16 protein-coding genes are annotated in these 11706 nt (G+C 64.4%); 4 read left to right on the top strand and 12 right to left on the bottom strand.

Going from position 1 to position 11706, the window contains the following annotated elements; genetic code table 11:
- Positions 1 to 4 precede the first annotated feature (4 nt).
- From IVB45_RS24715 to IVB45_RS24705, 3 genes are all read right to left on the bottom strand, one after another.
- Positions 5 to 679, bottom strand: coding sequence for an isoprenylcysteine carboxylmethyltransferase family protein (locus IVB45_RS24715; RefSeq protein ID WP_247362546.1), 675 nt, complete (start codon positions 677 to 679; stop codon positions 5 to 7).
- 116 nt (positions 680 to 795) lie between these two features.
- Positions 796 to 969, bottom strand: a complete 174-nt coding sequence (locus IVB45_RS24710; RefSeq protein ID WP_197031138.1) for a hypothetical protein — start codon at positions 967 to 969, stop codon at positions 796 to 798.
- A 251-nt stretch (positions 970 to 1220) separates the two neighbouring features.
- A complete protein-coding gene (locus tag IVB45_RS24705) occupies positions 1221 to 1694 on the bottom strand; it encodes a hypothetical protein (RefSeq protein WP_027567612.1) in 474 nt (157 codons plus the stop codon).
- Between the two features lie 225 nt (positions 1695 to 1919).
- Between IVB45_RS24705 and IVB45_RS24700 the strand changes: the two genes are divergently transcribed.
- On the top strand, positions 1920 to 3575 hold the full coding sequence (locus IVB45_RS24700) for a fumarate hydratase (RefSeq protein WP_027567613.1): 1656 nt from the start codon (positions 1920 to 1922) through the stop codon (positions 3573 to 3575).
- A gap of 156 nt (positions 3576 to 3731) precedes the next feature.
- On the opposite strand, the gene IVB45_RS24695 is transcribed toward IVB45_RS24700, so the two are convergent.
- The 6 genes from IVB45_RS24695 to IVB45_RS24670 form a co-directional block, all read right to left on the bottom strand.
- Entirely contained in the window at positions 3732 to 4652 is a 921-nt protein-coding gene (locus IVB45_RS24695) for an SH3 domain-containing protein (protein WP_247362545.1), read from the bottom strand.
- Between the two features lie 14 nt (positions 4653 to 4666).
- Positions 4667 to 4963: a hypothetical protein gene (locus IVB45_RS24690; protein WP_247362543.1), complete on the bottom strand. Its 297-nt coding sequence runs from the start codon at positions 4961 to 4963 to the stop codon at positions 4667 to 4669.
- A gap of 104 nt (positions 4964 to 5067) precedes the next feature.
- The gene (locus IVB45_RS24685) at positions 5068 to 5622 is read right to left on the bottom strand and encodes a septation protein IspZ (RefSeq protein ID WP_247362541.1); all 555 of its coding nucleotides are present in this window, start codon (positions 5620 to 5622) and stop codon (positions 5068 to 5070) included.
- 12 nt (positions 5623 to 5634) lie between these two features.
- A complete protein-coding gene (locus IVB45_RS24680) occupies positions 5635 to 6210 on the bottom strand; it encodes a hypothetical protein (protein ID WP_247362539.1) in 576 nt (191 codons plus the stop codon).
- 77 nt (positions 6211 to 6287) lie between these two features.
- On the bottom strand, positions 6288 to 6557 hold the full coding sequence (locus tag IVB45_RS24675; RefSeq protein ID WP_247287456.1) for a hypothetical protein: 270 nt from the start codon (positions 6555 to 6557) through the stop codon (positions 6288 to 6290).
- Positions 6558 to 6598: 41 nt separating this feature from the next.
- Positions 6599 to 7996, bottom strand: a complete 1398-nt coding sequence (locus tag IVB45_RS24670; protein ID WP_247362537.1) for a carotenoid oxygenase family protein — start codon at positions 7994 to 7996, stop codon at positions 6599 to 6601.
- Positions 7997 to 8102: 106 nt separating this feature from the next.
- Here IVB45_RS24670 and IVB45_RS24665 point away from each other — a divergent pair, with 106 nt between their 5' ends.
- On the top strand, positions 8103 to 8828 hold the full coding sequence (locus IVB45_RS24665) for a TetR-like C-terminal domain-containing protein (protein WP_247362816.1): 726 nt from the start codon (positions 8103 to 8105) through the stop codon (positions 8826 to 8828).
- A gap of 49 nt (positions 8829 to 8877) precedes the next feature.
- Entirely contained in the window at positions 8878 to 9525 is a 648-nt protein-coding gene (locus IVB45_RS24660; protein WP_247362534.1) for a DUF6321 domain-containing protein, read from the top strand.
- Here the strand turns inward: IVB45_RS24660 and IVB45_RS24655 are convergent.
- The gene (locus IVB45_RS24655) at positions 9522 to 10142 is read right to left on the bottom strand and encodes a hypothetical protein (RefSeq protein WP_247362815.1); all 621 of its coding nucleotides are present in this window, start codon (positions 10140 to 10142) and stop codon (positions 9522 to 9524) included. The two genes, IVB45_RS24660 and IVB45_RS24655, sit on opposite strands and share 4 nt — an antisense overlap.
- A 165-nt stretch (positions 10143 to 10307) precedes the next feature.
- Here IVB45_RS24655 and IVB45_RS24650 point away from each other — a divergent pair, with 165 nt between their 5' ends.
- Positions 10308 to 10868: an SET domain-containing protein gene (locus tag IVB45_RS24650; protein WP_247501260.1), complete on the top strand. Its 561-nt coding sequence runs from the start codon at positions 10308 to 10310 to the stop codon at positions 10866 to 10868.
- A gap of 143 nt (positions 10869 to 11011) precedes the next feature.
- Here IVB45_RS24650 and IVB45_RS24645 read toward each other — a convergent pair whose 3' ends face one another.
- Positions 11012 to 11410, bottom strand: coding sequence for a hypothetical protein (locus IVB45_RS24645; RefSeq protein WP_247362528.1), 399 nt, complete (start codon positions 11408 to 11410; stop codon positions 11012 to 11014).
- 38 nt (positions 11411 to 11448) lie between these two features.
- Entirely contained in the window at positions 11449 to 11679 is a 231-nt protein-coding gene (locus IVB45_RS24640; RefSeq protein WP_247362525.1) for a hypothetical protein, read from the bottom strand.
- Positions 11680 to 11706 lie beyond the last annotated feature (27 nt).

Raw genomic sequence — 11706 nt, 5'->3', positions numbered from 1 at the left:
GCGCTCACCATACGCCAGGAAACAGGCGATAGCGCACGCGCGTCACATAGTCGGCATAGCCTGGCAGGCCCTCGCGCAGCGTGCGCTCCTCGATGCGAGTGCGGATCGCAAACAACAGGAGGAACAGCGGCACCATCATAAGTCCCCACCATGAGCCCAAAAGCAGCGGCACGCCGGCGAAGAACAGGATCATGCCGCTATACATGGGATGGCGCACATGGGCATAAGGCCCCGTCGAGATCACGCGCTGCGCGCGCTCGGCTTGCAGTTTCACCACGGGCGCCGCGAACGAGTTCTCGCGGAAGACCCAGAGGATGAACAGTGTCGAGAGCAGGAACAGGGCGAGGCCGAGTATCTGCGCCGCCATCGGCATATCGGAGGCTAGCGTACGCCGGTCGAGCCCCATCGCCGCCAGCCAGACCAGCATCGCGACGACGAAGATGGCCATGAACGCCTTGTCGGCAGCGGGCTGGTCCTTTTGCAGGACCGGCCGCAGGCGTTCGGCGAGCAGTTCGGGGTCGACCCGGTAAAGCCACCAGCCGCAGAGCGGGCCGAGCAGGGCGGAGATCGCGAGGAACACCCAAGCCGACGGCCAGTGCAGGGTTCCGGCGCACGCGAACAGCAGCGCGCCCATGGCGGCGGTGGTGATCGTGCTCTGCAACAGGAGTCTTGCGATCATGCGCAGGTCTCAGGGTAGCCGCGCACGATATTGGTCCCGCTATCCGGCGAAGATACGGCCGGACACGCGAAAAGCCCGATCGACCGGATCGGGCATTTCATCTTCGACGCGGCTGATCAGGCGAGCTGATCGATCCGCGTACCCTGACCCGGCGGCAGCGGCGCGGGCGGCGGCGGCTTATAGGTCGGGTCGTTGTCCTTGGTCTTGATCTGGTCGTCCTGCTGCTTGTTCGTGTCGTAGCTCGGCACCACGATCGCGATCGGCGGCGGCGAAACGGTAGAAACGCTCATCCACAAATCCTCACATATGGAAACAATTGATCCTGCGCCGCGAGACCCGAAATTTCCTTCAAGCCAATCGTTAAAATGCGAGGGATCTGGTGCGGTGGGATGTGTTCTCGGACCTCTCCTCGTCATTGCGAGCGCAGCGAAGCAATCCAGTCTGTCTCCGCGGAGGGATTCTGGATTGCTTCGCTTCGCTCGGAATGACGGAGTCTGTAGTGGGCGGTGTGCTGTCGGACGCACACCGCGCGGGGGACCGCCTATTCGTCCTTGCCGCGCGTGATCGCGATGGACGCATCCGTCTTGGTGCGGGTGCATTCCATGTTGAGACGCCGGTAACGCATGCTGATCTTGTCGCCGCGCAAGAGCCCCATCCGTTTCAGGCAGCGTGTCGCGCCCGTCGTCGTATCGTCCTTGGTCACGGTGAAGACGATCGCCGCCATCGACCCTACCAGCGTAAAGAACTCCGGTTTCGGCTTGCGATCGCCCTTGGCATAGAGCTCGATCGAATATTTGTCGCCACGGCAAGCCACGGACAATTCCTTGGCCGCGGGATGAGTCAGATAGACGACATTCGCGGCGCGGAAATTCACCTTGAGGCGATCGACCTGGTTCGCCAGCTCCTTGGCGCTGTCATCGCAGCGGTCCGCGCGAGCGGGCGAGACGAGGGTCACAAGGCCGGTGATGGCGGCGGCAACCAGGATCGCGCCGCGGACGTGCAAGTTCAATGTCATGATGAAAAGCCCCTTAGCGGGCGCATTCAATCGTCGTCCCGCGCGTAGCGCAAGGGGTGCACCCAGGGTCTTCACTGGCATCATGAGGGCCTGGTGTCCGCGGCCAGCCGCCGAATCCGGATGCCCCGACCGCACCAGAGCGCCTTCCCTTTGCGGCAAAAAAGCTTAGAACGCTTCTATGAAAGGGGCCCATGCGAGGGCTCCAAAACCCCGAGATTCCAGCCCATGAACGCTCCCACCGCCTTCCCCGACCCCGCAAAGCCCGTTCCGCCCTACAAGCACACGCCGCTGTTTCCGCTGGGCAAGGACGAGACGCCCTACAAGAAGATCACGGCCGAGGGCGTGCGGGTCGAGAAGGTCCTGGGGAAAGACATGCTGGTGGTGTCGCGCGAGGCGCTGCGGGACCTGTCGGAAGCCGCCTTTGGCGACATCAACCACTATCTGCGGCCCGGTCATCTGAAGCAGCTCCGCGCGATCCTGGAGGACGGCGAGGCGAGCCCGAACGACAAGTTCGTCGCGCTGGACTTTCTCAAGAACGCCAACATCGCCGCCGGCGGCGTGCTGCCGATGTGCCAGGACACCGGCACCGCGATCATCATGGGCAAGAAGGGCTGCAACGTCATCACCGACGGTGACGACGAGGCGGCGCTGTCGGAAGGCGCGCGCGATGCTTACCTGCGCCGCAATCTGCGCTACTCGCAGGTCGCGCCCTTGTCGATGTACGAGGAGAAGAACACCGCCAACAACATGCCGGCGCAGTGCGAGATCTACGCCGAGGGCGATGACGCCTACAAGTTCATGTTCATGGCGAAGGGCGGCGGCAGCGCCAACAAGAGTTTTCTGTTCCAGGCGACGCCTTCGGTGCTGACCAAGGACCGGCTGCTCGCCTTCCTGAAGGAGAAAGTGTTGACGCTGGGCACTGCGGCGTGCCCGCCTTATCACCTCGCGATCGTGATCGGCGGCACCTCGGCCGAGCTCTGCATGAAGACGGTGAAGCTGGCGTCGGCTCGCTATCTGGACGCGCTGCCGACCCACGGCTCGCCCGACGGCAACGCGTTTCGCGATCTCGAGATGGAGCAGGAAATCCTGAAGATGACGCAGTCGCTCGGCGTCGGCGCGCAGTTCGGCGGAAAATATTTCTGCCACGACGTGCGCGTGATCCGCATGCCGCGTCACGGTGCCTCGCTGCCGATCGGGCTGGGCGTGTCCTGCTCGGCCGATCGCCAGGTGCTCGGCAAGATCACCAAGGACGGCGTCTATCTCGAAGAGCTCGAGCACAACCCGGCGCAGTATCTGCCTGAGGTCGAGCAGTCGCTCGGCGGCGAGGTCGTCAAGATCGACCTTAATCAGCCGATGAAGGATATCCTTGCCACGTTCTCGAAGTACCCGACCAAGACGCGGGTCTCGATGACCGGCACCATGATCGTCGCGCGCGATTCCGCGCATGCCAAGCTGCGCGAGCGGCTCGACCAGGGCGAGCCGCTGCCGGACTATTTCAAGAACCATCCGGTCTATTACGCGGGCCCGGCCAAGACGCCCGAGGGCTACGCCTCCGGTGCGTTCGGCCCCACCACTGCGGGCCGTATGGATTCCTTCGTCGATCAGTTCCAGGCCGCCGGCGGCTCGATGGTGATGGTGGCTAAGGGCAACCGGGCGGCGGCCGTGCGTGAGGCTTGCAAGAAATATGGCGGCTTCTATCTCGGCTCGATCGGCGGTGCCGCGGCGAACCTTGCCGAGCACTGCATCAAGAAGGTCGAGGTGCTCGAATATCCCGAGCTCGGCATGGAAGCGATCTGGCGCATCGAGGTCGTCGACTTCCCGGCGTTCATCATCATCGACGACAAGGGCAACGACTTCTTCAAGGAGTTGAATCTGGGTTAGCTGCCTCGCTCGCACCTGCGTGCGAGTAATTGTGCATGCCCCCCATCACGACCGTCATGCCCGGGCTTGTCCCGGGCATCCACGTTCTTGGTGCGGCGAGGAAGACGTGGATGGCCGGGACAAGCCCGGCCATGACGATGCGGATGCCTCAGCGTGCTAGCTGCAATTCGTGACTTGGTTGGAGCACAGCCCGCGCCACCAGCCGCGGACGCCGTCCTGGCTCTCGACAAGGCCCCAGAGACCGCTGCAAGCAAAGATGTGCTTCGGTCCGCCGTCGGTGTCGATCGGGCCGCCGAGCTCGCGCTGGGCCGGCATCCATTTCGCATCGACGAAGGGCGCCTGGAACAGACCGCCCATGCGTGTCGCGCCATTGGCGTAGGACGCGCCGACCTTGTTGGAGGCGACCCAGCCGCGTCCGGCATAGGGCTTTGGCGCGCTGCGCGGATATTTCTTGTCGTCCTCGTAGTCCTTGCCCGGCGGCTTGGCGCCTTCGATCAGAAACCAGCCGTTCTTGAAGCCGATGATGCGGAATTCAGTGAGCCAGCCGCCATCGGGCGTGTTCTCGCTGCCGCCGAGCTTGAGCCGGTAAGGCGGCGGAAGCGTGCCGAGCACACGCGCCTTGATCGATGGTTCAGCACGCACGTTGAGGCCGTCAGGATCCTTGTCGACGGACCATGCGCCGAAATCACAGGGCTCGGTGCCGTCGGGAAGCGTTGAGCGCCTGGCGGCGAGATCGGCGTGCAGCTTTGCGAACTCAGTGTCGTCGTTGTCAGGATCCGGCCCGCTACGCGGCTTCAATTCGGCCGAGACTGCGCGCGTCGCATCCGGCGTCAGCGCGACCACGAGAGCCTGGCGCGCGACGAACACGCTTGCAGGTGACTTCGGATCGTTCGACGAGGTCGGATAGAGGGCGAGGTAGCCCGCCGAACCTTCGGTTCGATAGGCCGTGCCGGCGACATGGCCCGCCGGTAGCATGGCGAGCGCGCTTGCCCGCCACGCCGGTTCGGCATCGTCCGCGCGCGCCGCTTGGGTCGCGACACACAGGATCGTCGCCGCGATGAAACCGAGCGCGCGCACGGTTGCCGCGCGGCTTACGCCCGCGTGCCGGTGAACGGGAAGCTGCCCATCGGGCCGATGCCCATCTCACCGCTCATGTTGTCGCCGGAGACGGTTCCGATGAATTCGAGCGTCAACGGCATCGGATTGGTGATCGAGACCTTCCAGTTGACGGCATCGCCGCTGACGGTGCCGTCGAAAATCTCGGCTGTATCGCCTTCCGCACCCTGCGTCCCCGTGAGCGTGCCGCCGGCAGCCGTCAGGCTCAGCGTCGCTTTGCGCTCGCCCATGGGGGTCGTCAGGGTCAGAGTCCAGTTGCCGTCGACGGCCATTCGCGTCTCCCAAGATCCCGGCTGACCGCGACGATCCGCGGACCAGTCCCGGCCGAGCGTATAGCGCAACTCGCCGCCCGCGCCTAACGCTCCGTTGGAGGCATTTAGGCGCGGGCGGCGGCGCGCCGTCGGCTTGTGACGATGAGACGGAGCACGACATATTGCACGGCGAAGGCGACGATCTTGGCGCCGCCCGCGACCACGGTGATGTAGAACGCCCACAGCTTCAGATCGCCTGTGGAGGCGACGGCGATCATGCCGGCACCGATCACGAACATCAGCGCGGCCCAGGCATAACCCGCTGCCGTCACGTACTCCGGAACGGTCTCGACGACGATCGATGGCATGTAGCGCAGCATCCAGCCGCGCTTGAGCATGATGGCACCGATCGCGAAATGTGCGATCGAAGGCTTTGCGAGCATGAAGCGAGGGTCGTTGGTCAGCAGCGTGACCGTGCCCAGCACGACGACGAGCGCGACGCTCGCATAGGTCATGTAATTGAGCTGCTGGCCCTTGACGCGCGCGTAGATCACCTGCGCGATCGCCCCGGCAATCGCCACCGACGTTGCCAGGACGATGTTGTCGGTAACGAGATAGATGACCAGGAAGACGATGGCGGAGAAGAGGTCGGAGGCGAGGCGGGCGAATACGTCCTTCATCGTCGATCCTGTTCAGCGAGTGTGGGGCAGTGCGCTGGCCGGCGCACCGTACTTGATCTGCCGATATTCGGGATACCATTTTGTGAAATAGATTGCGCTGTTGCGGGCGGCGAAGGCGACCGCAAGGCTCGACCAGAGCGGCAGGCCAGGGACGTAGAGCAGCACGAGATTGGCGGCCGCCATCAGCAGTGCAGCCGCGGTCCATGCGCCGGTGATGACGTAGTTGGCATAGTGGAAGCCGGGCATTGCCGCGATCTCGGCCGGCACGGATTCGAGCGCGTATTGCAGCGTGAAGGGACGGCGGACCAGCATCGAGCCGAGCGAGATGACGAAGATGCCGATGTCGACCGACAGCTTGACACCGAGTGTGCCGAGCGCCGGGTTGAACAGCACGAGGTGGAGGCCGATTGCGGCGAACAGCAGCGCCGAGCCCATAGCCAGGATCTTCACCGAGCGGCCGCGCATGACATCGATCGCGACGGTCGCGAGACAGATTGCCGAGGCTACGAAGACGCTGATCGTAGCCGAGGTCACCAGCATCAGGAAAGTAAAGGCGCCGGAGGGCGCGAGGATCAGGAAGATCGCCATGGTTCGCCTCGGTCAGTCCTTATCTTTACGATGTAAAGATCAATAGGTCAGGAGCGAGTCGGGGTCAAGCAAAATCTTTACAATGTCAAGATGACGTAAGCGACTTCCAAAAATTGAATTGCTGCAACGGCTTGGTCGGCCATTTCGTCGACGAAGCCGGCCCAGGGCAGGTGCGACAGCAGAGGTAACGCACAGGCGGTTGAGAGGACGAAGGCGAGCAGGATGCCGCCGTCGAAGACGATTTGGCCGCTCCGCCGCGGTCGGATCATCTGGAGCGTGATCCCGGCGCAGATCAGGAACAGGATCAGGACAGCGAGGCGGTCCGCGGCGATCGAGGGCATGTGCATGAAGAGGCCTTTTGGTGACATCAGCGATGTCGAGAGGAGAACTAGGTCGCGCCGACCCAATTGCCGTGAAAACCGTCGGGCACGCGATGGCCGAGCTGCACCAGCGCGACGGGGCCGGCCTCGACATCTCCGGCGTTGAACACGGCGAGGTCGCTGCGGTTCTCCCGCGCGCGCCAGACCACCGCCAGCAGCCAGCCATCGCCTTCCGCAGCATCTTTCGACCGCTCCACGAACACCGGTTCGGAAATGGAGTCGCTGGCCGGCAGCAGATAATGGCCGAGGCGCGTTCCATTGCCGTCGACATGGACGACGCCGGATAGCGCGCCGAACATCGGCAGCTTCGGATTGGCGCAGGCGTACCAGCCGTGACGGCTCTTCAATCCGGCGCGGCGGTCGTCGATGCGCGGGAACTCGCCGGTGAGATCGTCGAGATAGGTCTGCTGGAAGCGGTCGGTGTCGCCTGAGAGATCGAACGTCCAGCGGCAATGCCGCGCGCGCGACTTCTCCGGGTCGGTCGGCCGACCATCGGGATGCGGAAACAGCGGCGCTTCCTCGAATTGCATGACGTCGGCGATGATGCGGTCACCGTCCTCCCACGCATTCATGACGTGGAAGACGTAGCAGGCTTCAGCGCGGAACCAGACGATGTCCTTCGCGCTGCCCTTGCGCTTGATCACGCCAACATAGGCGCCCTTGTCCGGCTCCCAGGCGTAGGGAGGCCGTCCGCTCATCGCGCGCTCCATGCTGCCGGTGAGGGGCAGGATCGGAAACAGCGCGTGGTTCTCGGTGACGATGAAGTCGTGCACCATGCTGGCATAGGGCGCCTCGAAGCGTTCGAAGCGCGTCGCCTTGCCGGACGCATCGATCGAGCCGTAGGAGAGGGTGGGCGTCAGCGGTCCCGCGGCGTTGTAGCCGAAGAACACCAGCTCGCCCGTGACGGGATCGATCTTGGGATGCGCCGTGAAGCTGCCGGCAACGCGGGCGTGATAATTGTGATAGCCGCGCGTTGCGAGCGTGCCCGGCTCGATCTCGGTGGGCAGATGCGCTTCTTCCAGCGCAAGCAGCTTGCCGGCATGGAAGATGATGTTGGTGTTGGCGACACCGCTATCGGTCAGGTTCGCCGGCGCATCCGGCAGCTTGCGGCCAAAGCCGCCGAACAGCGTGCGGCCGGCATCGTGCTCGGCCAGCCATTTCGGCGTACGGATCCAGCGGTTGCGATAGCTGGCGCGGCCGTTCTCGAGGTGAAAGGCGTGCAGCATGCCGTCGCCGACGAACCAGTGCGCGCCGGGCGAGTCGAACTGCGGATTGGGGCCGTTGCGATAGAGCGTGCCGTTCAGGTCGCGCGGCAATTCACCGATGATTTTCAGGAAGGGCGCGTCGGCCTCGAACGGGATCGGACCGAGGTTGTGGCGGCGTTCGGCAACGGCGTCCTGCTGCACGGCGTATCCCTCCTTATCTTTACATCGTAAAGATGAAATAGCCGTGTGAGGGGGCTTGGTCAAGCGAAATCTTTACACTGTCAATATGGCGTCCTATAGCTGGCCGATGGGCAAGAGCGAAATCAGGACAGAAACCGCGCGCGGCGCGCGCACCTCAAAAAAGGCGAGCGCGCCGGCGCGTCCCGCGCGACAACCGGCGAGCGTCAAGTCCGAGGCGCCCTATCATCACGGCGCGCTGCGCGAGGCGCTGCTCCAGGCCGCCGAACGGGTGCTGGAGCGGGACGGGCTCGCCGGCCTGACATTGCGCGCGGTGGCGCGCGAAGCGGGGGTCTCGCATGCGGCGCCCACTCATCATTTCGGCGACCTCACCGGGCTTCTCAGTGAGCTCGCGGCAGTCGGCTTCCGCCAGTTCAATGCGGCGATGGCCTCGTCCTCTGACAGCGCCACCACCCCGCTCGAGCGCGCGCTGGCGCGGCCGAAAGCCTATGTCGTCTATGCCCAGGCTCATCCTGGCATGTACGGCATCATGTTCCGCACCGAGCGCCTCGACTATTCCAGGCCGTCGCTGCACGAGGCCGCCGAGGCGTCCTTCGCGGGGCTTGCCAATGCCGTCGGCATGATGCGGCAGGAACAGATCCGCGGCGACGCGCTGACGCTCAATCAGGGCGCCGCGATCGCGCGCGCCTGGTCGATGGTGCACGGTTTTACCATGCTGCTGCTCGATGGGCGGCTTGAGGATATTCTGGGGCGCCTGCCCGAGGGCACGACGCCCGAACGCCTGCTCGAGGCGATGCTGATGTCGCCGGTGACGGGGAAGTTGCCGGGCCCCTAATTCGGTCGGGACGAGCGCAACCGCAGCCGTGATGAGGCGTTGACGCCGCATGGCAAAATCATCCCGTGCCCCCTGGAAACGATCAAACCCGCGCAAGCGCGCCGGCAAGGCGTCCAAGCATCTCACGCCTGCGCAGAAATCGGCGGCCAAGGCGCGTGCTCGCCGCGCCGGGCGCAGCTATCCCAACCTCGTAGACAACATGCGCATGGCAGCGAAGAAACCGTCCAAGGCAAAAGCTTCGAAGAAAAAATCCGCCAAGAAGACGCCCAAGCGCAAGGTTACAAAGAAGGCCGCGAGGAAAAAGTCTGCAAAGAAGAAAACTGCAACGACGTCGCGCAAGCGCCGCGCATCCCCACCCGAAAAGGATCCGCGGGGCGGCTTGACCGCCGCGGGCCGCAAGGCTTTCGCGCGCAAGCAAGGCGCACATCTGCGGCCGGGCGTCACCAAGACGGCATCCGAGATGACACCGCAGGAGATGCGGCGCAAGGGAAGCTGGGCCGTCCGTTTCTATGGTCGCGCCAAGTTGCCGCCCCTCGTCGATGCCAACGGCCGGCCGACCCGGCACGCCTTGTCGGCGCATGCCTGGGGCGAGCCGGTTCCGAGAACGGTGGCGGCGGCGCGGCGCATCGCCGCAAAAGGTGAGCGCCTGCTGGCGCGCTACCGCCGCGCCAAGACGCGGGCGAAGACGAAAGCCTAGCGCATCGTCGCCAGCTCGACCGCGCGGCCGCTGGCACCAACGATCTTCACCCTGTCCTTGCTGCACGTGAAGCTGCGGGCCAATTCGTCCGCCGCCTTGCGCGCCAGCTCATTGGCGTTCCGGTTGGCGATCGCGTCGACATAGGCAACGTGGCAGACGGGGCCGGGTGGCAGCCGGGTCACGATGAGCATGGCCTTGGTGTTCGGCCGCCCCTGCTTGTCGGGATCGGTGCCATCGGCGATGTGCCAGCGCTGGATCATCGCAAACGGCTTGGCCCCCGTGGTGAGCCATTCGACGGTGGTTTCGGACGAGTTGAACGGAGCGAACCAGACTTTTGCCGCCGGTTCCTCGGCCGCGGCCTTGCGATTGCGGCCGACGGAGACGACCTCGCGAAGATCATCCTCGGCGATCAGGACCACGAGGCCATCCTTGCCCTTGCAGACCCGCGTGGTGCTGCCGTCGAGCTCGCTGGGCTTGCCGATCTGGCGGCAATCCTTCGGGGCCGTTGAGGTATATTGGCTGCCCACGGATTGGGCGTCGGCGCGGCCGAGACCGCTGCACATCAGCAACGTGGCCAGGAGCAATATGGCCAGAGCTGCGGTGGTGATGCGGAACATGACGATGCCTTTGGTCGAGCGGGAACTCCGTACCATCAGACGTCTTGATTGTGGGCAAGGTTCAAACAGGGTCGACAGACACCTGACAGCGGCGCGGAATCGTTCTAGAAGAGCGGCTTCGCTTGGGCTCTTTCAGCCTCGTTCGCGTCCTCGTTTTTCGTGATCATGCCAGCCACCTCGTCCAACAAACCTTATCGCGTCGGCCGCTCGAAAACCGGGCTCGGCCTCTTCGCCACCAAGCCGATCAAGAAGGGCACCCGGATCATCCGTTATTACGGACCGATCCTGGACTCCCGGATTCCCGAGCACGACGACATCGAGAACAAATACCTGTTCGAGCTCAACGGCCGCTGGACCATCGACGGCTCGGTGCGCAAGAACCTCGCGCGCTATATCAACCATTCGTGCCGGCCCAACGCCGAATCCGACGTTCGGCCGCGCGAGCGCAAGGTCTTCATCCGCGCCATCAAGAACATCGAGCCGGGCGACGAGATCAATTACGACTACGGCACCGATTATTTCAAAGCCTACCTGAAGCCGATCGGCTGCAAGTGTGAATCTTGCGAGAAGAAGCGCAAGAAGCTGCGCGCCGAGGCGCGGGCCGACCGTGCCAAGGTGAAGGCGCGCACGGAGCGCAAAGCGCAGAAGGCGGGTGCGAAGGCCGCCAAAAAGAAGAAGCTCAACGGCGTCGCTGTTGGCAAGGCGAACGGCCGCGCGCGGGCGTAGCCTGAGTTCGAGCTTCTCGCACAACTGTCCTGCCCCGCGAAAGCGAGGCATCCAGTACGCCGCGGCCTTTCCGTATGCGACGACTGCCTCTGGAATACTGGGTCGCCCGATCAAGCCGGGCGACGACAGCGAGTGATGTGGCCTCAGGCAGCCAGCACACTCCCGCTCCTGCGCAATCCCACATATTGCAGTTCGGCAAACACGCCGGTCGCGATCGCCTGTGCCACGACCATGAGCTCGCCGGCAAGGTTCGGCGACACCGCGCCCGAGAGCAGCAGCGCAATGCTGCCGACCGTCCAGGCCGCGTTGCCGACGACGACCAGCAGCACGAGCGGCTTTGCCACGGAGGCACGTGAGGCGAGCCAGCCGACGAGTGCCGTGTAGGCGATCAGGAACAGGCCGGTCTCGCGCAGCAGCGCTTCAGGCAGGTTGAACAGCGACGCGAACGCGCTGGCGCCGAACCTGAAGCCGAGAGCGGCGACGCCGCTGAAGATCGCGTCGGCAAGGAGCGCGCGGCGAAGGAAGGTGGATGCGTCGATCATCGTGGGTCTCCATGGTTGGGGTGGGCTCGAGGTGAAACTCAGTGCAATCCGCGCCACCAGGCCCGAAGCAGGCGGGCGAGGCGGAACGGGCAGAGGCTCCCGCCGACACTGTGCTCGAAGGCCGTGACCTGCGCGACGACGTAGTCGCCAGTCGAATGCACCAGCGGCTCGGGCATGTTGAGGCTGCGCGCCAGCATCCGGGTTGCGAGCGCCATGGCCCAGGGAACTAGCTGGTCTGTGACGGTCCGGTAGAGCAGCAGTGCGATCATGGTCGTCTCCTGTTGCGACCCAAGATG

Source organism: Bradyrhizobium sp. 4 (assembly GCF_023100905.1).
Lineage (GTDB): Bacteria > Pseudomonadota > Alphaproteobacteria > Rhizobiales > Xanthobacteraceae > Bradyrhizobium.
The sequence above is the reverse complement of the archived record's forward strand: the minus strand, read 5'-3'. Positions and strand labels throughout refer to the sequence as shown.